Consider the following 21,468-nt stretch of genomic DNA (forward strand, 5'->3'; position numbering starts at 1 on the left):
GTTTGAGGACCGCATGAGCACCTCGGCACCCGCCGCGGCCCCCACCAACGGCCTGGACCGCTACTTCAAGATCTCGGAGCGCGGTTCGACCGTGGCCCGCGAGGTCCGGGGCGGTCTGGCCACCTTCTTCGCGATGGCCTACATCATCGTGCTCAACCCGATCATCCTGGGCAGCGCGAAGGACATGTACGGGCACCAGCTCGACGGCGGCCAGCTCGTCACCGCCACCGTCCTGACGGCCGCCTTCACCACGCTCCTCATGGGTGTCATCGGCAACGTCCCCATCGCGCTGGCGGCCGGTCTCGGCGTCAACACCGTCGTCGCCCTCCAGCTGGCCCCGCGCATGAGCTGGCCCGACGCGATGGGCATGGTGGTCCTCGCCGGTTTCGTGGTGATGCTGCTGGTCGCCACCGGCCTGCGCGAGCGGGTCATGAACGCGGTCCCGCTCGGCCTGCGCAAGGGCATCGCGATCGGCATCGGCCTGTTCATCATGCTGATCGGCCTCGTCGACTCCGGCTTCGTCTCCCGCATCCCGGACGCCGCGCACACCACCGTCCCGCTCCAGCTCGGCAGCGACGGCCACCTGCACGGCTGGCCGGTCCTGATCTTCGTGGTCGGCGTCCTGCTCACGCTCGCCCTGCTGATCCGCAAGACGCCCGGCGCGATCCTGATCTCCATCGTGGTCATGACCGCGATCGCGGTGGCCGTCCAGCTGATCACCGACCTGCCGGGCCTCGCCTGGGGCCTGACCGTGCCCGAGTGGCCGGGCAACCCGGTGGCCGCGCCCGACTTCGGGCTCGTCGGTCAGGTCAGCCTGTTCGGCGGGTTCGGGAAGGTCGGCCTGCTCACCGGCATCCTCTTCGTCTTCACCGTGCTGCTGTCCTGCTTCTTCGACGCGATGGGCACCATCCTCGGCGTCGGCGACGAGGCGAAGCTGATCGACGAGGACGGCCACTTCCCCGGCATCAACCGGGTGCTCCTGATCGACGGCCTGGCCGTCGCCTCGGGCGGCGCGACCTCTTCCTCGGCCACCACCTGCTTCGTCGAGTCCACGGCGGGCGTCGGCGAGGGCGCCCGTACGGGCCTGGCCAACGTCGTCACCGGCGGCCTCTTCGCCGTGTCGCTCTTCCTGACCCCGCTCGCCACGATGGTGCCGTCCCAGGCCGCGACCCCCGCGCTCGTGGCGGTCGGCTTCCTGATCCTGGCGGGCTCGGTCAGGGACATCGACTGGAGCGACTTCACCATCGCCGTCCCGGCCTTCCTGGCCATGGTGATGATGCCCTTCACCTACTCGATCACCAACGGCATCGGCATCGGCTTCATCAGCTTCTCCGTGCTGCGCCTGGCGACGGGCCGGGGCCGCGAGGTCCCAGCCGCGATGTACGCCGTGTCCGCCGTCTTCGTCTTCTACTACGCGATGCCGGCCCTCGGCCTCACGTGAGCCCGTAGAACTTCTCCGTCTCGTCGACGGCGGTCTTGAACCGTTCGTCGAAGTCATCGCGAATGAGCGTCCGGACGACATAGTCCTGGACGCTCATTCCGCGTTTGGCGGCATGGTGCCGGAGCCGCTCCAGCAGCTCCCCGTCTATGCGCATGCTCAGCACATGTGTCCCCATGCCGAAAGGGTCGGGCCACAGGGTGCGGACGCGTGTCACTTTCCGCGGCCGACTCACCCGTACGAGTGACTCGATCTATACGGTGTTCCTTAGGTAGGGTAATGAGTTACTCTAAAGACATGCATGACCTTTCCCATGGCGACGACGCTGCCGCCGTGAACGACCTCCGCTCCGCCGTCATGCGGCTGGGCCGGCGCCTCAAGCACCAGCGCGTCGACGAGTCGCTCAGCCCGACCGAGATGTCGGTGCTCGGCACCCTCGCGCGCTGCGGCCACGCCACCCCCGGTGAGCTGGCACGCCGCGAGCACGTCCAGCCGCCGTCGATGACACGCATCGTCGCGCTGCTGGAGGCCAAGGGACTGGTCACGCTGGAACCGCATCCCGACGACCGCCGCCAGAAGGTGGTCCGCCAGACCGAGGAAGCCGAAGCGATGCTCGAAGAGAGCCGTCGCAAGCGCAACGCCTTCCTGGCCGGGCTCGCGGCCGAGCTCACCGAGGACGAATGGGCCAAGCTCCGCGAGGCCGCTCCCGTCCTGGAGAAGCTCGCGCACCTGTAGGAACGACGCCAGGAGGCGAACGCTTTTGAGTACGGGAACCGGAGCAGACTCCGCACCCGGCCACACATCCACCCCCACTACAGCCGCACCCGCGGGCAAGAACTCCATGTTCAGCTCGCTGAAGATCCGGAACTACCGGCTCTTCGCGACGGGCCAGGTCGTCTCCAACACCGGCACCTGGATGCAGCGCATCGCCCAGGACTGGCTCGTCCTCTCCCTGACCGGCTCCGCCTCCGCCGTCGGCATCACCATCGCCCTGCAGTTCCTGCCGATGCTGATGTTCGGCCTCTACGGAGGCGTACTCGCCGACCGGCTGCCCAAGCGGCCGCTGCTGCTGGCCACCCAGAGCGCGATGGGCCTCACCGGCGTCGCGCTCGCCGTCCTCACCCTGGCCGGACACGTCCAGGTCTGGCACGTCTACCTGGCGGCCTTCCTGCTCGGCCTGGTCACCGTCCTCGACAACCCGGCCCGCCAGACGTTCGTCCCCGAGATGGTCGGCAAGGACCAGGTCGCCAACGCGGTCAGCCTGAACTCCGCCAACTTCCAGTCCGCGCGGCTGGTCGGCCCGGCGATCGCCGGCGTGCTCATCACCGCCGTCGGCTCCGGCTGGGCGTTCCTGCTGAACGGACTGTCCTTCGCCGCGCCCATCGCGGGCCTGCTCATGATGCGGACCGGGGAACTGCACCCGGTGGAACCGCAGCCCCGCGCGAAGGGGCAGCTGCGGGAGGGACTGCGGTACGTCGCGGGCCGCCCCGAGCTGATCTGGCCGATCGCCCTGGTCGGGTTCATCGGCACCTTCGGGTTCAACTTCCCGATCTGGCTGTCGGCGTTCGTCAGCGACGTCTTCCACGGGGACGCCGGGACGTACGGACTGTTCAACACCCTCATCGCGGCCGGTTCCCTCGCCGGGGCACTGCTGGCCGCCCGGCGCGGCCACTCCCGGCTGCGCCTGCTGGTGGCGGCCGCCGTCCTGTTCGGCGGACTCCTCACCGTGACGGCCTTCGCACCCGGCTTCTGGCTGTTCGCGGCCCTGCTGGTGCCCATCGGGGTCTTCGGCCTGACCGTCAACGTCACCGCCAACTCCAGCGTCCAGATGGCCACCGACCCGGAGATGCGGGGCCGGGTCATGGCGCTGTTCATGATGGTCTTCACCGGCGGCACCCCTCTCGGGGCCCCGCTGCTGGGCTGGGTCACCGACACCTACGGAGCCCGGATCGGCATGGCCGCCGGCGGCCTGATATCCCTCACCGCCGCCCTCGCCATCGCACTGGTCCTCTCCCGCGTCGGCAACCTCCGCCTCCACGTGGGCCGCCGCGGCCTCACCTTCGTCCCGGCACGCCCGACCCGCGAACTCACCACCGCGGCGTAGGCCGTCCGCGGCCCCGCCGCCCCGGGCCGGTGGCCGGGGGCGGGGCCAGGGGGTCCGGGGCGCGGCTATGGTCGGGGCATGAGGCTGTTCGCCGCCGTACTGCCGCCGCCCGACGCCACCGCCGAGCTGCGCGCCGCCGTCGCCGCGGCCCCCCGCCTCGAAGGGCTGCGGTGGACCGCCGAGCCCGGATGGCACTTCACCCTCGCCTTCATGGGGGAGGTCCGGGACGAGGTCCTGCCCGACCTGTACGAGCGGCTCCGCCGGGCCGCCTCCCGCACCGCACCCTTCCCGCTGCGCCTCCGCGGCGCCGGGCACTTCGGCGACCGCGCCCTGTGGGCCGGAGCCGCCGGCGGGCTCGACTCGCTGCGCCTGCTGGCCGAGCGCTGCGACGCCGCCGCCCGCCGGGCCGGGGTCCCGATGGACCAGCACCGCCGCTACACCCCGCACCTGACCCTCGCCCGCAGCCGTACCGGCGGCGACCTGGGGCCCTGCCTCGACGCCCTCGCCGGCTTCGAGGGCACTCCCTGGCAGGCCGACACCCTCAGCCTCGTCCGCAGCAACCTCCCCACGAGCGGGGTGCCGGGCGAACAGCCCCGCTACGAGGTCGTACGGGACTGGCCGCTGTCCCCCTGAGCCGCGCCGCCGCCGTGGCTGAGGGTCACGTACAGGTACTCGTCGAGCACCTTCGCCAGCGGCAGCCCGGGCCGGCCCAGGTCCGCCGTCAGCGCGGCCTCGTCCAGCCCGCTGCCCGCCAGCAGCTCCCGCGCCCAGGCCCGGCCCGTGCGCAGGTGGCGCTCGAACGCCGCGCTGTCGCGGCCCCCGTGCAGCCGGGTGGCGATCGCCGCGTCCCACGGCATCACCGTGCGCGGCCGCAGCGCGAACAGGGCCTTCGCGGCGGCGGTCGGGCCGAGGGTGCGGCGGCCGGCCGGCAGCGCGGCCAGCTCCCCGTACGCGGCCGCCAGCCGGGCCACGTCCGCGTCGGTCAGTTCCGCGAGCGGCGCCCCGGGAAGCGGGTGCCGGGTCCACCACGCGGCGAGACCGGCGCCGAGGAGGTCGGGCTCGCCGTCGCGCGGGTAGCGGATGCGGCAGCCCCAGGTGTTCAGCCAGCGGTGCAGCGCGCTGCGGTGCGCGGCGTCGGAGAGGTCGAGACCGGGCGCGGTGTCCGCGACCAGTGCCAGCCAGCTGCGGTCCACCCCGGGGAAGGCCCCGAAGACCCCGGCGGCCTCCCGCAGCCGTGCGAGACCCGGCGCGGGCGGCAGCTCCCCCGCCGGCCCGCCGGGCCCCTCGCCGGCGGAGCCCCGGGTGCGGTGTGGCGCGCCCGGGCCGTCCAGGTGTTCCCGGGCCACCCGGCCCGGTACGCACATGCGCCAGGCCTCGGTGACCAGTTCCGCCAGCTCGTCGGGGCCCAGGGCGGCCATCCGGGCGTGGACCCAGTTGTAGCGCATGTCCCCGGTGCCGGGCAGGGAGAACTTGTCCGGCTCGGACGCGACCAGCGCGGGCCGCTCCTCCTTCGGGAAGGCGAACCCGAGCTCGGTCTCGTCGCGGGAGAGGGCGAGGTAGACGATCCGGCCGATGCGGAACTTCACCCGGTCCCGGACGAGGTGTTCCTCGGTGCGCGGCAGCGCGAGCGCCAGCCGCCGTACGTCCTCCACGGTCACCATGACGGCAGTCTCCCGCACGGCCCCCGCCCGTGGGGGCCGGGGGCCGTACGAAGGACCGGCGGCGGTCGCGTTAGTCTCGACGGGTGGATCCGAAGACCAGAAACCGTGTCATGGCCGGTGTGCTCGTGCTGATGTTCGTCGTCGTCGCCGTGGCGTCCGCCCTGGGCCAGTAGCCGCCCGGTACGGCGCCCCCGGGCGGCGCTCCGGCGACGGCGGGCCCGGGATCCCCGGCCCGCCGGGCCCGGCCCCTACCAGGCGAACGCCTCCGGCGACGGGCCCGGACCCGGGAAGATCTCGTCGAGGCCCGTCAGGACCTCCTCGGGGAGCTCCAGCTCCACCGCCCGCAGCGCCGACGCGAGCTGTTCCTCCGTGCGCGGACCCACGATCGGGCCCGTGACCCCGGGCCGGGTCAGCAGCCAGGCCAGCGCCACCTCGCCGGGTTCCAGACCGTGCTTGGCCAGCAGGTCCTCGTACGCCTGGACCTGCGCGCGGACCGTGCTGTTGGCCAGCGCGTCCGCGGACCGGCCCGACGCCGTGCGCCCCGACTCCGCCGCCTTGCGGATCGCCCCGCCCAGCAGGCCGCCGTGCAGCGGGGACCAGGGGATGACCCCGAGCCCGTACTCCTCGGCGGCCGGGATGACCTCCATCTCCGCGCGCCGCTCGGCGAGGTTGTAGAGGCACTGCTCGCTGACCAGGCCGAGGCGTCCGCTGCGCGCCGCCGTCTCGTTGGCCTGGGCGATCTTCCAGCCGGGGAAGTTCGACGAGCCCGCGTAGAGGATCTTGCCCTGCTGGATCAGGACCTCGACGGCCTGCCAGATCTCCTCGAAGGGGGTGTTCCGGTCCACGTGGTGGAACTGGTAGACGTCGATGTGGTCGGTGCGGAGCCGCGTGAGGCTGGCCTCAACGGCCCGGCGGATGTTCAGCGCCGAGAGCCGGTCGTGGTTGGGCCAGGTGTCGGCCTCACGGGACATGGAGCCGTAGACCTTGGTGGCGAGGACCGTCTTCTCGCGGCGGTCGCCGCCCTGGGCGAACCAGGTGCCGATGATCTCCTCGGTGCGGCCCTTGTTCTCACCCCACCCGTACACGTTGGCGGTGTCAACGAAGTTGATGCCGGCGTCGAGGGCGGAGTCCAGGAGGGCGTGGCTCTCGGGCTCCCCGGTCTGGGGGCCGAAGTTCATGGTGCCGAGTACGAGGCGGCTGACCTTGAGGCCCGTGCGTCCGAGCTGCGTGTACTTCATGGGTCACTAGCCAACTGCTTGGAGTGCGCTCCAGGCAAGACCCTCCCGTGAAGGGCGTGTTACGGCCCGTCCGCCGGCCGGTAGGGGCCGCCGACGCCCCACGCCTGGTGCAGGACGGCCGCGAACTCGCCGGCCAGCCGGTGTTCCCCGGAGGCGTTGGGGTGCGTGCCGTCGTAGGTGTCGTGGCGGATGTCGTACGCCTGCGGCCGCGCGGCCAGCAGGAGCGGCGAGGCGTCCGTCGACAGGTCGGCGACCGCCTTCGCGAGGAGTTCGTTGAAGCGGGCCACCTCCTGCGCGAAGGGCGCCTCGTCCCGGGCCCGGACGTTCGGGATGACCGGCAGCAGCACCATGCGGACGCGAGGCCGGGCGGCGCGGGCCGCGTCGACGAACCGGCGTACGTTGTCGGCGGTTTGGTCGGCGCGGGTGTAGAAGCCGAGGTCGATCAGGCCGAGGGAGACGAGCAGCACGTCGGCCTCGCCGGCCGCGGCGGCGGGTCCGACGAGGGGGGCCATGTGCTGCCAGCCCTCGCCCCAGCCGGCCAGGTGACGGCGGGCGGGCCCGGGGAAGTCCGCGGCGGCGTAGGCGTGGCTGGTGGCCGCGTCGGCGGCGGCGTCGTAGAGCGCGGTGCGCGGGCCGACGATCTCGAAGGGGGTGTCCAGGGTGGCGCGCAGGTGCTGCCACATCCGGTAGCGCCAGGTGTAGTCGCCGGCGCGTCCGATGGTCATGGAGTCGCCGACGAACATGAAACGCATCCGGTCATCATCGCGGATCGCGCGACGGAAGCCCCTGTGACGCCGGACACGCGCAGCGGGCTGGCAGGCTGGGGGAATGCGCCTGTTGCCCCGGTCGTCCGCCGTCGTCGCCGTCCTCACCGCCCTCGCCGTTCCCGCCGCGCTGCCGGGGGCCGCCGCGGCCGCGGAATCCCCCGCGGCCGGGTTCACGATCACCGACCCGCGGATCCGGGAGTCGAGCGGGCTCACGGCCAGCCGCCTGCACCCGGGCGTGTACTGGACGCACAACGACAGCGACGACGGCCCGTACGTGTACGCGGTCGACGCGGCGACGGGCAAGACGGTCGCGCGGGTGACGCTGACGGGGATCGGCACGCCCCGCGACGTGGAGGCGATCTCCCTGGGCCCGGACGGTCAGCTGTACGTCGGGGACATCGGCGACAACCGGGACGGTACCTGGGACCACGTGTGGATCTACCGCTTCCCGGAGCCGAAGCAGCTGGCCGACGCCACCGTGAAGGCCGAGCAGTTCACCGTCACGTACGCGGACGGGCCCCGCAACGCCGAGGCGCTGATGGTGCATCCGGTGACGGGCCGCGTGTACGTCGCGAGCAAGCACGAGCGGACGGGCGGCCTGTACGAGGGACCCGAACGGCTGTCGGCGGGCGGGCCCAACGTGTTCCGGCGGGTCTCCGACGTGCCGTGGGTGACGGACGGGGCGTTCTCCCCGGACGGCGGCCGGCTGACGCTGCGCGGCTACTTCACGGCCCGTACCTACCCGTGGAAGGACGGCCGCCCCCAGGGTGAGGGCACGCGGGTGAGCGCCCCGTTCCAGGGCCAGGCCGAATCCGTGGCGTACTCGGCGGACGGGACCACGCTGATGTTCGGCTCGGAGGGCGCGAACAGCCGGGTCGTCGCGGTTCCGGCGGACCCGGACGGCGGGACCTCCCCCGCCTCCCCCGGCGCCCCGTCGCCGTCGGGCGCGGCACCGGCCCGGCCCGGGTCCCCGCCGCAGGCGGGCGGCCCCGCCGGGGAGGACGGGAGTTTCACCAAGGGCGCGCTGGTCCTCGTGGTGGGCACCGCCCTGGTCCTGGCCGGCAAGCGGCTGCTGCGCCGCCGCACCCGGCCCTGACCGCAACCGGAACCCGCCGGACGGCGTCCCCACCGGTGTGACGGAGCACGGCGGAAGGGGTTGCGGAGGATGAGGGCGGAACTGTCCTCGGCCGCGGTGCCGGCGCGGGACCGGTTCGACTGGTTCACCGAGCTGATCGCCCGCTCGCTGGCACCGACGTCGATCCGCTGCGAGGAGCCGGAGTCCTTCCGGGCCGAGGCCACCCTGCTGGACCTGGGCGCGGTCCAGGTGTCCGCCTTCAGCTACTCCGCGCTGCGTTCGCGGCGCACGCCGACGCTCATCCGGCAGAACGACCCGGAGCAGTACCAGCTGGCCCTGGTGACCGGCAGCCCGATGTGGATCGCCCAGCGCCGGGGCGAATCCGGCCCCGTGACCGGCGACCTCGTGCTGTGGGACACCTCCCACCCCTACGAGGCGGGCGCCCCCGAGGAGGGGGGCACCGTCCGCGCCGTGGTCATGCAACTGCCCCGGGCGGCGCTGCCGTTCCGGGCCGACCGGCTGGACCGGCTGCTCGCCCAGCGGATCCCCGCGGGCCGGGGCACGGGCGCGGTCCTGGCCCAGTTCCTCGGCACGGTCGGGGCGCATGCGGACGGCTGCGGGGAGCGGGAGCTGGGCCGTCTCGGCACGGCCGCGGTCGACCTGGCGACGGCCTGCCTCGCCGAGCGCCTGGACGTGTACGACGACCTGCCCGCCGAGGCCCGCGAACAGGTGCTGCTGCGGCAGATCGACGCGTTCATCGACCACAACCTCGGGGATCCACGGCTCACGCCCGGCATGGTGGCAGCCCGTCACCACATCTCGGTGCGCCGGCTCCACCTGCTGTTCCAGGGCCGGCCCGAGGGCGTCGCCGCCTCGATCCGGCGCCGCAGGCTGGAGGGGAGCCGCGCCGACCTGCTCCGGCCCGAGCTGCTCGGCCGGCCCGTCCACGCGATCGCCGCGCGGTGGGGGTTCGCCGGCCCGGCCGTCTTCAGCCGGGCGTTCCGCCGGGCGTACGGGACGACCCCGTCGGAGCTGCGCCACGGCGGGCCCTGGCCGCAGGACACCGGGCCGCCGCCCGCCGTCGCGGAGGGCCTGCGCGCAGGATCAACGTTCCTTGCGCGCGGTGCGCAGGCCGGGCCCCCGGGCCGGGCCTAGGCTCGGATTCCGGCCACCCGTTCGGGGACGGCCGGCCACGAACCGCTGCGGGCCGGTTCCTTGCCGTTCACGGGGGTGACGGCGAGGAACCGGACCGGAGTGCGGGGACGGCGCCGGGAAACGGCCCGTCCGTCGAGCGTTCCGCCCCGGGGCGGGGGTACGCGTTCACCCGTCCGCGGGGTCGCGCGCGCTCCGCCCCGCCGGGGCGGGCGTTACGAGTGACCCAGGTCCGACGCCGCCACGTCCGTCACCGGGACCGAGCCGGAGTCGGTGGGCGGGCGCAGGGGGAATTCGTCCGTGGCCATCGAGTCGAGCACCGGCGGCGCCGGCCGCAGCGGCTTCGGCATGACCGCGGCCTCGGAGTGCCCGCCGCAGCCGTACGAGAGGGACACGAGGCGGCCGTCGGCCGGACCGAACTCGTTCGCGCAGACCCCGAAGGCCTGCCCCAGCGAGCCGCCGATCTTGACGAGGAACCCGCAGGACACGCACGACGCGGGCGCCGCCTGCGCCATCGGGGTCTTCGCGCCGAAGGACTCGTCCCAGCGGTCGGCCGCGCTGTGCAGGCCGTACCGCGAGAGCACCCGCGCCCGCCGCATGCCCAGTTCCTCGGCGACCGCGGTGATGGAGCCGCGCGCCGGCACGACCACCCGATCGGTGACGTCGGCGTCCTCCGCCTCGACGAGTTCGGCCATCTGCTCCGAGACGACGGAGTTCGGCGGCGGGGCGTCCTCGTCGGACCAGCCCTGCTCCAGCCGCAGGTCGTCGGCGTCGGTGGGCAGCAGGTCACCCGGACCCATGTCGCCCGGACGCAGCCGCTCGCTCCACGGCACCCATTCGGGGGCCAGCAGCGCGTCGTCACCCGGCAGCAGCACCGTTTCGTCGAGCGTGACGTTCTTCGCGCGGGAGGCGCGGGTCACGGTGACGGCCCAGCGCCAGCCCCGGTAGCCGGGCTCCTTGCACTCGAAGAAGTGCGTGACGACCCGGTCGCCTTCCGCGACGGCGGAGACGTGCTCCCCCACCACTCCGGGGAAGGCGGCTTCCTCGGCCGCCGCACGGGCGAGTTCTACCGCCTCGGCGCACAGGCGGTCGGGGGTACGCGGGGTACGGCTTCGCGTCGTCGCAGCACTCACAGGTCTCGTTCTCTCCTACGCCGTCTCACGAGTGCGCCGTCCGTACTGTCGTCCACAACGACCCGTCGGTCTCGTCCGTACGTAGCGCGGGCGGAGCGGACCAGAGGGCCGCGTCGACGTCCGCGCCCGATCGGCCTCGGGCGCACCCCACTGCGATCCATTCTGCGGGATCGCGAAGAGGCGCGCGGCCAAGAGCAACCGCCGGTGGCGCGCTACGCACGCTACCTCCTCCGAAGCCTTCGTCCCACATGCGAGGTCCGATTCGCGGACAAGGACCGTACCCGGGACGTGCCGGGAGGGGTCCGGGAGGGCCGAGTGGGGCACTATGGCCACGTGGCACCCGCACGGTCGTCCGACGACGGCTCGGGACCGGCCAAGCGGGCCGGCCGGGCCGTCGGGCGTGCCCTGCACCTTCCCATCACCGGTACGGCGCGCGGGATCCGGCGGGCCACGCACGCGCACGGGGCGGGTGAATCGGGACTCGGCCGACTGATCGAACTGCACGCCATCAACGGCGCCGGCGACGTGATGATCACGGTGGCGCTGGCCTCGACGGTGTTCTTCTCGGTCCCCACGGACGAGGCACGCGGCCGGGTGGCCCTGTACCTGGCCATCACCATGGCCCCCTTCACCCTGCTGGCCCCGGTGATCGGCCCGCTGCTGGACCGGCTGCCGCACGGCAGGCGGGCGGCGATGGCGGCGGCGATGCTGGCACGGGCGCTGCTCGCCCTGATGATGTCGGGCGCGGTGGCGACGGGCGGGCTGGAGCTGTATCCGGCGGCCCTCGGGGTCCTGGTGGCGTCCAAGGCCTACGGCGTCGTGCGCAGCGCCGTCGTGCCGCGGCTCCTCCCGCCGAAGTTCTCACTCGTCAAGGCGAACTCCCGGGTCACCCTGGCGGGCCTGCTGGCCACGGGCGCGGCGGCGCCGGTGGGGGCCGCCCTGCACACGATCGGCCCGCCGTGGCCGCTGTACGGGGCCTGCGCGATCTTCGTCTGGGGGACGTTCGCGGCGTTCCAGCTGCCGCACAAGGTGGACGAGGCGAAGGGGGAGCGCCGGGCGCGGCTGTCCACGCACGAGGCGCACTCGCGGCGGCCGGGCCTGCGCACGGTCAGCCGGCCGGTGCTGTGCGGGCTGCTGGCGAACGCGGCCATGCGGGCCCTGTCGGGGTTCCTGATCTTCTTCCTGGCGTTCCTGCTGCGCGAGCACCCGCTCGCCGGGCAGAGCGCGGCGGTGTCGCTGGCGATCGTGGGCGTCGCGGCGGGGCTCGGCAACGCGTGCGGCACCGCGGTCGGGGCGTGGCTGCGGGCGCGGGCACCGGAGGCGATCATCGCCACGGTGCTGTGCCTGACGCTCGCGGTGGCGGTCGCCGCGGCGGCCCTGTTCAGCGGGGCGATGATGGCCGTGCTGGGCGCGACCGCCGGCTTCTGCCAGGCCCTCGCGAAGCTGTCGCTGGACGCGATGATCCAGCGGGACGTCCCGGAGGCCGTCCGGACCTCCGCCTTCGCCCGTTCGGAGACACTGCTCCAGGTGGCGTGGGTGCTGGGCGGGGCGATCGGCATCGTGCTGCCGCTGAACGGGGTACTGGGCATGGCCGTCGCCGCGACCATCGTCGCCTGCGGCACCACGATGGCCCTCCGCGGCCTGCTCTCCACCCCTCGCCACCACCCCGGCCGCTCCCGCCCCCGCGTCGCCTGACACCCCGCCGGACGGACCGCGGGCGGGGGTGAGCCACACCGCACCACCCCCGTGCGGCGGTCGGGGCGGGTGGCCCGATAGCCTTCGGCTCATGACCGCACCGCTTTTCCCGGGTAGGGCCCGCCGCAGCGTCGCGGCCCTCGGAGCCGTGTCCGCCGGCCTCCTCCTCCTCTCCGCCTGCGACAAGCCGACTCCGCTCGCGACCGTGACCGTCGGCTCCTCCACGGTGTCCGCCGAGTCCGACTGCCGCGCCGACGGCAAGGACCTCTCCATGGACCGCGTCCAGGAGTGCCTGACCAACCTGAAGGACGCCAAGACCATCGACTACGGCCGCGGCGACACGCTGCGCCTCGGTGTCGAGCCGGAGGTCGTCGAGGACGGCAAGCAGTGGCAGGCGGTCCTCGACGGACAGCCGATCACCGAGCCCTCCTCCAACACCTACCGCAGCTTCCAGGGCGCCGACGTCTTCGCGACCGGCGGCCAGGGCGAGGCGCCCGCCTCGAAGATGCTCGGCTTCGTCCAGGTGGGCGAGGACGGCAAGCCGCTCGCCGTCTGGTCGTTCAAGCTCAAGCTGAAGTAAGCGGGGGCTTCCCGTGCGCGCGCTCGTCGTGACCGCGGTGGCCGCGGAGGCCGAATCCGCGGCCTCCGGTCTCACCCCTCATCCGGACCCGGTCACCCCGGAGCCGCGCACCCTGCCCGGCGGGTACCTCATCACCCGCCGGGACCTGCCCGGTCTCGCCGTCGACGTGCTCGTCGGCGGTGTCGGCCCGGCCGCCGCGGCGGCCGCCACGGCCACCGCGCTCGCGCTGGCCGACTACTCCCTCGTCATCTCCGCCGGCATCGGCGGCGGGTTCGCGCCCGCCGCCCCGCCCGGTTCCCTGGTGGTCGCGGACGCGCTCGTCGCCGCCGATCTGGGCGCCGAGACGCCCGAGGGTTTCCTGCCCGTCGCCGAACTCGGCTTCGGCCGCAGCGTGCACCTGCCGCCCGCCGAACTGGCCGCCTCCGCCGCGGAGGCCACGGGGGCGCTGCTGGCGCCCGTACTGACCGTCTCGACCGTCACCGGCAGCGCCGCCCGCGCCGCCGAACTCGCCGCCCGGCACCCCCTCGCGGGCGCGGAGGCCATGGAGGGCTTCGGGGTGGCGGAGGCCGCCGCCGCGCACGGGCTGCCGGTCCTGGAGATCCGCGCCGTGTCCAATGCCGTCGGGCCGCGCGACCGGGCCGCCTGGCGGATCGGGGAGGCGCTGGCCGCCCTCGCAGACGGCTTCCGCGCCCTGGGACCCGTACTCGTCAACTGGGGAGAACGACATGAGCACCGGTGACCGCGCCCGCCTGGACATCGCCTACTCGCCCTGCCCGAACGACACGTTCGTGTTCGACGCGTGGGCGCACGGCCGGATCCCGGGGGCGCCCGCCCTCGACGTGACCTTCGCCGACATCGACGTCACCAACGGCATGGCCGAGCGCGGTGAGCTGGACGTGCTGAAGGTGTCGTACGCCGTCCTGCCGTGGGTGCTGGAGGAGTACGCGCTGCTGCCCTGCGGCGGGGCCCTGGGGCGCGGCTGCGGGCCGCTGGTCCTGACCCGGGAGCCGGGCACGGACCTGGCCGGGAAGACCGTGGCCGTGCCGAGCGAACGGTCCACCGCCTACCTGTTGTTCCGGCTGTGGGCGGCCGACGTGCTGCCCGAGGGCGTCGGGAAGGTGGTCGTCCTGCCCTTCCACGAGATCATGCCGGCGGTGCGCGACGGCCGGGTGGACGCCGGACTGGTCATCCACGAGGCCCGGTTCACCTACCGGGACTACGGGCTGCACTGCCTGGCCGACATGGGCGAGCACTGGGAGTCCACGACGGGCCTGCCGATCCCGCTCGGCGCGATCATCGCCAAGCGGTCGCTGGGCGAGGAGACGCTGCGCGCGCTGGCCGGGGCGGCCCGTGCCTCGGTGCGGATGGCGTGGGACGACCCCGAGGCGTCCCGGCCGTACGTGCGGGCGCACGCGCAGGAGCTGGATCCGGCGGTCGCCGACCAGCACATCGGGCTGTACGTCAACGAGTTCACCGCCGACCTCGGCGACGCCGGGTACGCGGCCGTCCGCGGGCTGCTGACCAGGGCCGCCGCAGAGGGTCTTGTTCCGGCCATCCCGCCGGACGCGCTCGCCTTCCCGTAGCGTCCGCGGCCGCACGCGGCGGTGCCCCGCGGCTCGTTCGAGCGGCGGGGCACCGTGGCCGTCCGGGCGGTCAGACGTCGAGCTGGTCGGCCACCGCGCGAAGCAGTCCGGCGATCTTCGTGCCGTGCACCTTGTCGGGGTAGCGGCCCCGCTCCAGCATCGGCGTGATGTTCTCCAGCAGGGTCGTCAGGTCCTGCACGATCGAGGCGAGCTCGTCGGGCTTGCGGCGCTGCGCGGCCGCGACCGAGGGCGCCGGATCCAGCACTGTCACGGAAAGTGCCTGGTCACCGCGTTGCCCCGCGACGACGCCGAACTCGACGCGCTGGCCGGGCTTGAGCGCGTCGACCCCGGCGGGGAGCACCGACGAGTGGACGAAGACGTCTCCGCCGTCGTCGCGGGAGAGAAAGCCGAAGCCCTTCTCGCTGTTGAACCACTTGACCTTGCCGGTAGGCACGTCCGTCCTCTGTCCTTGTACTCGTCGGGTCCGGTCGGCCGGGGTGAGCGGCTCCGGATAGCAGTGCAGCGGGTCCTTCGACCCGCCTCCTCCAGGCTAATGGTCCAGAAACGGGTGACAAGACGTTCCCCGGTCCTTCCCGGGGCCCTTCCGCCGTCCTTCCGGTTCACTGCTTCGGCCAGGGAACTACCCTGGTGGGGTGACTGTTACTCCTCATCCCGACGATGCGCGGCCCGGCGACGGACTCGTCAAGGCCGGCGGCATCGTGTTCATCGCGGGCGCGGTGGCGACCCTCGCGACGATGGCCCCGCTGTTCCTCGACGTCGATCCGTTCCCGTCGTACGCGTGGGCCGTGTGCATGCTGATGGGCGTCGGCTTCGCCATCTCGGCGGCGGGCGTGCTCCGCTCGGCCGCGGCGCAGCGCAAGGCGGCCCGGGCTTCCCAGGCCGCCTGAGGGGGGCGCGCCGCCGGACAGCCGACCGGAACGCCGCCCGGACCGCCGCCCCGCCCGGCTCAGGCCGCGCGGGCCGCCGCGTACTGCGCCAGCCACTGCGGGAGCGCGGTGAGGTCCGCGAGCACCACGTCGGCGCCCGCCGCGCGCAGTTCCGTCGCCGAGCACGGACCGGTCGCCACCGCCACGGACACCGCGCCGGCGGTCCGGGCACCCCGTACGTCGCCGACGTGGTCGCCGACGTAGACCTGCGCCCCGTACTCGCGCAGGGCTTCCGCCTTGGCCTCCGCCCACAGCCAGCCGACGACGGCGTCGGCCTCGATGCCGAGGTGCTCCAGGTGGTGGCGGGCGTTGGGCTCGTTCTTCGCGGTGACGACGATCGCCCGGCCGCCGAGGGCCTGGACGGCGGCGATGGCCTCGCGGGCCCCCGGCATGGCCGGGGTCGGCTCGATGGCGTGTGTGGGATAGATCTCCCGGTAGCGGTCCCGCATCGCCGGGATCTCCGCCTCGGAGAACCAGTACGCGAGTTCCTCCTCCAGGGGCGGCCCGAGGCGCGTGATCGCCTCGTCCGCGTTGATGAAGGCACCCGTCTCGGCCGACAGCGCCTGGTACGTGGCCTTGATGCCGGGGCGGGAGTCGATCAGGGTCATGTCGAGGTCGAAGCCGACCGTCAAAAGGGCGGCGCCGGTCACGGTGTGGGGGTGGGAGGTCATGGGCCCATTGTGCCGAGACCCCACCGGCTAAGCGGAACGAGGACTTAGCTTTGCCTTACCAGAACGTGAAATGTGGTGACATCCCGACCCCCGTTCTCGGGGCCCCCTCCAGGCTTTCTCCAAGGACGTGTCGCATTCGGCCGCCGGGCCCGCCACATCCGGCCGCCCCTCTCCGCCGCTCCGCCAGGTCCCTACGGCGCCGCACCGGACGGGCACCCCGCCCGCCCGCCGGAGGCTAACCGCGGCGGGAACGCCACAAGAGGTACACCGCCGTCGCCAGCGCCGCCCCCCGGGCCAGGCCGGGCCACATGTCGTGGAACGCCGCGCCCAGCCCGTCGTCGGCCAGGGCCTCGCCCCAGCGGCCCGCGCGCCGGCCCCACAGCCACAGCACCGCCCCGGTGAAGATCCCGCCCGGCAGCCCGAAGACGACCCACTTGCGTTCCGTCGGCCCGAGCACCCGGGACCCGTACGCCACCAGCCAGCCGACGGCGAACAGCATCCAGTACCCGGTCAGCGCCCCCGCGACGAGGAGGACGGCGGCCAGCAGCAGGAACGTGTGCGGGCGGCGCCGGCCGGCCGGGGCCCCGGCCGCGTCGGGTGCGGGGGCGGCGGCCACCTTGCGCTGCTCGCGGCGTTCCCGGCGCTCGCGCAGGACCCGTACGAGCTTGCGCGTCCCCGACTCCGAAGGCCCCGGCGGCGTCGCGGGGGCGGGCGCGGAACCCGGCCCGGACCCGGATCCGTCGGGGTCGTCCTCCCGTTCCCGGAAGAGGTCCGGGATCTCGATGCCGCCCGCGAAACCCTCGACCTGCGGCCCGGTCCCGAGCGCGGCCGCGCCCGGCCCGACGCGCCACCAGTCGGGCTCGGCCCCGTCGGGGGTGCCGAGTTCGTCCAGCCCGGCGAGGTGCGGCGGCACGTTCCGCGGCTCCTCCGCCGGGGGCGGCGCGGGCCTGCGCCGCAGCCGGCCCCGCTGCGTCGGCACCGCGGCGGCCGCCACCTCCGGGACGGTGACCGGCGCCGGCGCCGCGGCGCGCGTCAGCTCGCCCACGGTGTCCAGGACCTCCTCCGGCGTCCCGATCCGCTCCAGGATGCCGCGTACGGCCGCCGTGGTCTCCGGTTCGTACGTGGCGCGCCGACGGTCGATCTCGTCCCGCAGTCCCGACACCAGCCGCATCCGGTCACCCGACGACAGCTGCCGTCGCTGCGCCAAGTCCCCGACCCGGCTCAGATATTCGTAGACCAGATGGTCGCTCTCGATGCCCACGCCCCGGCTCCTCACGTCCCGCCTGCCCCGAAGGTAGCGCGTGCGCCCGTGGAGCGGCCGTCGGCGCAACGGATACCGTTGACCGGATGGGGACCGGCCGACTGACCGGCCGACGTGACCAGGAGGCGACAACGTGCCCGAGGCAAGCACCGCTGCGGCATCCCCGCGCTCCCTCGCCGAGGCGCTGCGCGCCCGCGACGACGTGGCCCTCGCCGCCCTGCTGCACGCGCGCCCCGACCTGCTGAACCCGGTGCCCGGCGACGTCACCCAGCTGGCGACCCGCGCCGGGACCCGCGCGTCGGTGGTGCGCGCCCTGGACCGCCTGGACCGGTTCGCCCTCCAGACGGCGGAGGCCCTCGCGGTGGCCCCGGACCCGTGCCCGTACGCGGTACTGGAGTCGCTGCTGACCGGGGAGAACGGCGCGGACGCCGCGGAGGGCGGCCCGGCCCGTGCGGAGCTGCCGCGGGCGCTCGGGACGCTGCGCGACCAGGCCCTGGTGTGGGGGGACGAGGACCGGCTGCGGCTGGTGCGGACCGCCCGGGAGCTGCTCGCGCCGTCCGCGCAGCGGTCCTCCCCGACGGGGCTCGGGCCGACGGTGTCCGAGGCGACGGCCGGGATGTCGCCGACCCGGATCCAGGAGATCGTGGCGGCCGTCGGGCTGCCTCCGACCCACGACGCGGTGTCCGCGGTGACCGCCCTGACCGGGCTGTTCACCGACCGGGAACGGATGTCCGCGCTGCTGGACGAGGCCCCGGCGGAGGCCCACCAGGTGCTGGGGCGGCTCGTGTGGGGGCCGCCGTACGGGGAGGTGACCCCGCAGCCCGCCCCGCCGGTGCGGTGGCTGCGGGACCGGGGTCTGCTGCTGCCCGCTTCGGCACGGACCGTCGTCCTGCCCCGCGAGGTGGCGCTGCACCTGCGGGGCGGGCTCGCGCACCGGCGGACGGCCCCGCTGGCGCCGCCGGTCGGCGCGCGCCGCGAGCACCGTCCACAGCTTGTGGACGCGAACGCCGCCGGGCAGGCGCTGGCCGCGCTGGCCACCGTCGAGGAGCTGGTGAAGTCCTGGGAACACGCCGGGCCGGCCGTCCTTAGGGCGGGCGGGCTCGCGGTGCGGGACCTGAAGCGGGCCGCGGCGACGCTGGACACCACCGAGCCGTCGGCGGCGTTCTGGATCGAACTGGCCTACGCGGCCGGGCTGCTGGCCAGCGACGGGGAGGCGGACGAACGGTACGCGCCGACCCCGGCCTTCGACCTCTGGTGCGAACTCCCGCCCGCCGAACGCTGGTCGGCACTGGCCTCGGCCTGGCTCCCGGCCACCCGTACGGCCGGTCTCGTCGGCGAGCAGGACGCCAAGGGCCGCACCCTGTCGACGCTGGGCCCCGACCTGGACCGGTCGGCGGCGCCCGAGGTGCGCCGCCGGGTCCTGGACCTGATCGCCGACCTGCCGGAGGGCGGTTCGCCCGACCCGGACGCCCTGCTGGACCGGCTCGCCTGGGAGCGTCCGGTGCGCGGTACGAGCGACCTGCGGGCCCGGCTCGCGCACTGGACGCTGACCGAGGCGGAGGTCCTCGGCGTCACCGGCCGCGGCGCGGTCAGCGCGTTCGGCCGGGCGCTGCTGGAACACCGGGACCCGGCGCCGCTGCTGGCCCCGCTGCTGCCCGAGCCGGTGGACCACGTCCTGCTCCAGGCCGACCTGACGGCGGTGGCGCCGGGACCGCTGCGCCGGCCGCTCGGCGACACCCTGGCCGTGCTCGCGGACGTGGAGTCCAAGGGCGGGGCGACGGTGTACCGCTTCACGCCGGGATCGGTACGCCGGGCCCTGGACGCCGGGCACACCGCCGTCGACCTGCACGCCTTCCTCGCCGAGCACAGCCGGACCCCCGTGCCGCAGCCGCTGTCGTACCTGATCGACGACGTGGCGAGACGGCACGGGCACCTGCGCGTCGGCGCGGCCTCCTCGTACGTGCGCTGCGACGACGACGGCATGCTCAACGAGATCCTGGCCGACAAGCGCTCCGCGGGGCTGGGCCTGCGCCGCCTCGCGCCGACCGTGCTGGCCGCGCAGGCCGAACCGGGGGCGCTGCTCGACGGGTTGCGGGCGATGGGGTACGCGCCGGCGGCGGAGTCCCGTACGGGCGACGTGCTGGTGGCGCGGGCCGACGCGCACCGCACCCCGGCGCGTTCGGCGCCGGTCCCCGTCCCGGACGGGCCGCCGGTACCGGACGCGACGCTGCTGGGCGCGGCGGTACGGGCGATCCGCGCGGGCGACCTGGCGGCGACGGCGGTCCGCAAGGAGCCGGCGCCGGGCTCCTCGGCCGACTCCGCGGCTCCGGCCCCCGGCGAGCTGCCGCGGACGAGCGCGGCGGAGACCCTGGCGACGGTCCAGGCGGCCGCGCTGACCGGCTCGGCGGTGTGGATCGGCTACGTGAACGCGGAAGGCTCGGCGAGCCAGCGCGTCATCGCCCCGGTCCGCGTGGAGGGCGGCTTCGTCACCGGCTACGACCACACGGCAGACGAGGTCCGCACCTACCCCCTCCACCGCATCACGGGCGTAGCCGAACTGGCAGAAGACCAGGTCTGACCCCACCCCACCCGCCCCCTTGCGCCCCCACTCCAGCCCCGCCGGCGTTTGAGGCGCGGGGGTCCGGGGGCAGAGCCCCCGGCAACGGCGCCGCACCCGCCCGTGGCCCGGGCGCAGCCCGCCCCACCCCAGCCCCGCCGGCGTTCGAGACGCGGGGGTCTGGGGGCGGAGCCCCCAGCAGCGGCGCCGCACCCGCACGGGTCCGGGCGGAGCCCGGGGAACGGAGGAAGGGCGGGGCGGGGAGCTGCACCGCGCAGCGGCACCCCCCGCACCCCCGAAAACCCGGTGGATCAGCGGCCAGCGCCCCGGCAGGGTGACCCCATGCCCCAAACCCCCACCCACCAGATCCGCGCCGCCCACACCGCCACCACCGTGACGGTGTACCAGGCCTACGCCCCGCACCTGGGCACCCCCGCGGCCCGCGACGGCCGTTTCCCACCCGCCTGGAAGCGGGAGCGGATGACGTGGATCAAGCCGTCGTTCCTGTGGATGATGTACCGCTGCGGCTGGGCCACCAAGGCCGATCAGGAGACGGTCCTGGCGATCGAGATCACCCGCGAGGGCTTCGACCGGGCGCTGGCCCAGGCGTGCCTGTCGCACTACGTGCCGGGCGTCCACGCGGACCGCGCCGCCTGGCAGGAGGCCCTCGCGGCGGCCCCGGCCCGGGTCCAGTGGGACCCCGAACGGGACCCGCACCTGAACCCGCTGCCGTACCGCTCCCTCCAGCTGGGCCTGTCGGGCCCCGCCTCGCGGGCCTACGCGGACGAGTGGACGGTGTCCATCCGCGACGTCACCCCGCTGGCCCGGGAGATCCACGGCCTGGTCCGGGCCGGCCGGGACGCGGACGCGACCGCCCTGCTCCCGGCCGAAACCCCCTATCCGGCGGGACCGCTCCCCCACCTGGGCGCGTAGCCGCCCTCAGCGGGGCGCGTAGTCGATCCGCCCGGCGTCGAAGGGCCACGCCTCGCGGAGCCAGCGCGACACCGCCGCGTGGACGGGGGCGTCGAGGTACGCCCGGTCGGCCCGTACCCACGAGGTCACGCGCACCCGCTCCGGCGCGTCCTTGGCGGGGTACACGTACAGGCACCCGATGACGTCGCCCTCGCCCGCCCCCTCCAGCACCGTGTACGTGAACCCGCGCCGTTCCTCGAAGTCGCGGGCGTGGCGCACCAGGTCGGCGAGGTTGGCCTCGGCACTCATGCCCTCCGCCGGCGGCCAGCCGCCGAGGAAGCCGGGGGTGGCGCGGACGTGCTCGATGCTGCCGCTCCAGGCGGCGAGGTCCCGCTCGTTGTGCTGCGGGCCGAGCGGCTCCAGCCGGAAGCCCTCCCCGTCGAGGGTGCGCGGCACCTCGAACCCGTCCGGTACGAAATCCTGCTGATGTTCGGTCATGTGCGGACGCTATGCGCCCGCCGGGCGGGTGTCAGCGCCTTTTCCACCGGCCACCGGTCGACGTGCCGCCCGTACCCGGCGGCGACGACCCGGCCGTCGAGCGCGGCCAGCAAGCCCGCCGCCAGTCCGACCGGCCCTGGGACCGAGCGACGCCGAGGACCTTCGCCCAACCGCCCCCACCGGCCCCGCGCACCGA

Annotated in this window: 22 protein-coding genes; 13 read left to right on the top strand and 9 right to left on the bottom strand. The window is 74.5% G+C overall.

Annotated features, from left to right (window positions below; all coding sequences use genetic code 11):
* Window positions 1-13: 13 nt before the first annotated feature.
* Entirely contained in the window at window positions 14-1,441 is a 1,428-nt protein-coding gene (locus ABZZ17_RS14940; protein WP_356875869.1) for an NCS2 family permease, read from the top strand.
* Here the strand turns inward: ABZZ17_RS14940 and ABZZ17_RS14945 are convergent.
* Window positions 1,434-1,616: a ribbon-helix-helix protein, CopG family gene (locus ABZZ17_RS14945; protein WP_266574969.1), complete on the bottom strand. Its 183-nt coding sequence runs from the start codon at window positions 1,614-1,616 to the stop codon at window positions 1,434-1,436. The two genes, ABZZ17_RS14940 and ABZZ17_RS14945, sit on opposite strands and share 8 nt — an antisense overlap.
* A gap of 119 nt (window positions 1,617-1,735) precedes the next feature.
* On the opposite strand from ABZZ17_RS14945, the gene ABZZ17_RS14950 reads away from it, so the two are divergent.
* From ABZZ17_RS14950 to thpR, 3 genes are all read left to right on the top strand, one after another.
* Window positions 1,736-2,173, top strand: a complete 438-nt coding sequence (locus tag ABZZ17_RS14950) for a MarR family transcriptional regulator (protein WP_073919573.1) — start codon at window positions 1,736-1,738, stop codon at window positions 2,171-2,173.
* A gap of 106 nt (window positions 2,174-2,279) precedes the next feature.
* Complete coding sequence (locus tag ABZZ17_RS14955; RefSeq protein WP_356875872.1) at window positions 2,280-3,542, top strand: MFS transporter; 1,263 nt, start codon at window positions 2,280-2,282, stop codon at window positions 3,540-3,542.
* 78 nt (window positions 3,543-3,620) lie between these two features.
* Complete coding sequence (thpR, locus tag ABZZ17_RS14960; RefSeq protein WP_356875874.1) at window positions 3,621-4,175, top strand: RNA 2',3'-cyclic phosphodiesterase; 555 nt, start codon at window positions 3,621-3,623, stop codon at window positions 4,173-4,175.
* Here the strand turns inward: thpR and ABZZ17_RS14965 are convergent.
* The 3 genes from ABZZ17_RS14965 to ABZZ17_RS14975 form a co-directional block, all read right to left on the bottom strand.
* Window positions 4,139-5,203, bottom strand: coding sequence for an MmcQ/YjbR family DNA-binding protein (locus ABZZ17_RS14965; RefSeq protein ID WP_356875876.1), 1,065 nt, complete (start codon window positions 5,201-5,203; stop codon window positions 4,139-4,141). The genes thpR and ABZZ17_RS14965 overlap by 37 nt on opposite strands.
* Window positions 5,204-5,451: 248 nt before the next feature.
* A complete protein-coding gene (locus tag ABZZ17_RS14970) occupies window positions 5,452-6,441 on the bottom strand; it encodes an aldo/keto reductase (protein WP_356875878.1) in 990 nt (329 codons plus the stop codon).
* Between the two features lie 59 nt (window positions 6,442-6,500).
* Window positions 6,501-7,193, bottom strand: coding sequence for a GDSL-type esterase/lipase family protein (locus ABZZ17_RS14975; RefSeq protein ID WP_356875880.1), 693 nt, complete (start codon window positions 7,191-7,193; stop codon window positions 6,501-6,503).
* A gap of 76 nt (window positions 7,194-7,269) precedes the next feature.
* Between ABZZ17_RS14975 and ABZZ17_RS14980 the strand changes: the two genes are divergently transcribed.
* Window positions 7,270-8,304, top strand: a complete 1,035-nt coding sequence (locus ABZZ17_RS14980) for a WD40 repeat domain-containing protein (RefSeq protein WP_356875882.1) — start codon at window positions 7,270-7,272, stop codon at window positions 8,302-8,304.
* A 69-nt stretch (window positions 8,305-8,373) separates the two neighbouring features.
* Entirely contained in the window at window positions 8,374-9,438 is a 1,065-nt protein-coding gene (locus ABZZ17_RS14985) for a helix-turn-helix domain-containing protein (protein ID WP_356875884.1), read from the top strand.
* Window positions 9,439-9,650: 212 nt separating this feature from the next.
* On the opposite strand, the gene ABZZ17_RS14990 is transcribed toward ABZZ17_RS14985, so the two are convergent.
* Entirely contained in the window at window positions 9,651-10,568 is a 918-nt protein-coding gene (locus ABZZ17_RS14990; RefSeq protein WP_356875886.1) for a DUF3027 domain-containing protein, read from the bottom strand.
* A gap of 315 nt (window positions 10,569-10,883) precedes the next feature.
* On the opposite strand from ABZZ17_RS14990, the gene ABZZ17_RS14995 reads away from it, so the two are divergent.
* The 4 genes from ABZZ17_RS14995 to ABZZ17_RS15010 all read left to right on the top strand — a co-directional run bounded on the left by ABZZ17_RS14995 (window position 10,884) and on the right by ABZZ17_RS15010 (window position 14,426).
* Entirely contained in the window at window positions 10,884-12,263 is a 1,380-nt protein-coding gene (locus ABZZ17_RS14995) for an MFS transporter (RefSeq protein ID WP_356875888.1), read from the top strand.
* Between the two features lie 91 nt (window positions 12,264-12,354).
* Complete coding sequence (locus ABZZ17_RS15000) at window positions 12,355-12,843, top strand: DUF2771 domain-containing protein (protein ID WP_356875890.1); 489 nt, start codon at window positions 12,355-12,357, stop codon at window positions 12,841-12,843.
* Window positions 12,844-12,856: 13 nt separating this feature from the next.
* The gene (locus ABZZ17_RS15005) at window positions 12,857-13,582 is read left to right on the top strand and encodes a futalosine hydrolase (protein ID WP_356875892.1); all 726 of its coding nucleotides are present in this window, start codon (window positions 12,857-12,859) and stop codon (window positions 13,580-13,582) included.
* Window positions 13,569-14,426, top strand: coding sequence for a 1,4-dihydroxy-6-naphthoate synthase (locus ABZZ17_RS15010; RefSeq protein ID WP_356875894.1), 858 nt, complete (start codon window positions 13,569-13,571; stop codon window positions 14,424-14,426). The genes ABZZ17_RS15005 and ABZZ17_RS15010 overlap by 14 nt, the downstream gene beginning before the upstream one ends.
* A gap of 70 nt (window positions 14,427-14,496) precedes the next feature.
* On the opposite strand, the gene ABZZ17_RS15015 is transcribed toward ABZZ17_RS15010, so the two are convergent.
* Window positions 14,497-14,880, bottom strand: a complete 384-nt coding sequence (locus ABZZ17_RS15015) for a cold-shock protein (RefSeq protein WP_030012939.1) — start codon at window positions 14,878-14,880, stop codon at window positions 14,497-14,499.
* A 199-nt stretch (window positions 14,881-15,079) separates the two neighbouring features.
* Here ABZZ17_RS15015 and ABZZ17_RS15020 point away from each other — a divergent pair, with 199 nt between their 5' ends.
* The gene (locus ABZZ17_RS15020) at window positions 15,080-15,334 is read left to right on the top strand and encodes a hypothetical protein (RefSeq protein ID WP_356875896.1); all 255 of its coding nucleotides are present in this window, start codon (window positions 15,080-15,082) and stop codon (window positions 15,332-15,334) included.
* A gap of 59 nt (window positions 15,335-15,393) precedes the next feature.
* On the opposite strand, the gene ABZZ17_RS15025 is transcribed toward ABZZ17_RS15020, so the two are convergent.
* Both ABZZ17_RS15025 and ABZZ17_RS15030 read right to left on the bottom strand, forming a co-directional pair.
* Window positions 15,394-16,044, bottom strand: coding sequence for an HAD family hydrolase (locus ABZZ17_RS15025; RefSeq protein WP_356875898.1), 651 nt, complete (start codon window positions 16,042-16,044; stop codon window positions 15,394-15,396).
* 235 nt (window positions 16,045-16,279) lie between these two features.
* On the bottom strand, window positions 16,280-17,305 hold the full coding sequence (locus ABZZ17_RS15030) for a hypothetical protein (RefSeq protein WP_356875900.1): 1,026 nt from the start codon (window positions 17,303-17,305) through the stop codon (window positions 16,280-16,282).
* Window positions 17,306-17,438: 133 nt separating this feature from the next.
* On the opposite strand from ABZZ17_RS15030, the gene ABZZ17_RS15035 reads away from it, so the two are divergent.
* Window positions 17,439-19,883 carry a helicase C-terminal domain-containing protein gene (locus tag ABZZ17_RS15035; RefSeq protein WP_356875902.1) on the top strand — a complete coding sequence of 815 codons (2,445 nt, stop codon included), beginning with the start codon at window positions 17,439-17,441 and terminating at the stop codon, window positions 19,881-19,883.
* 321 nt (window positions 19,884-20,204) lie between these two features.
* Window positions 20,205-20,795 (top strand): DUF4291 domain-containing protein, encoded by a 591-nt coding sequence (locus ABZZ17_RS15040; protein ID WP_356875904.1) that lies wholly within the window; start codon window positions 20,205-20,207, stop codon window positions 20,793-20,795.
* Window positions 20,796-20,801: 6 nt separating this feature from the next.
* On the opposite strand, the gene ABZZ17_RS15045 is transcribed toward ABZZ17_RS15040, so the two are convergent.
* Window positions 20,802-21,272 (bottom strand): N-acetyltransferase, encoded by a 471-nt coding sequence (locus ABZZ17_RS15045; RefSeq protein ID WP_356875906.1) that lies wholly within the window; start codon window positions 21,270-21,272, stop codon window positions 20,802-20,804.
* Window positions 21,273-21,468: the final 196 nt, after the last annotated feature.

Origin of the sequence: Streptomyces sp. NPDC006512, from assembly GCF_040611935.1 — a bacterium.
In the GTDB taxonomy this organism is placed as follows: Bacteria; Actinomycetota; Actinomycetes; order Streptomycetales; family Streptomycetaceae; genus Streptomyces.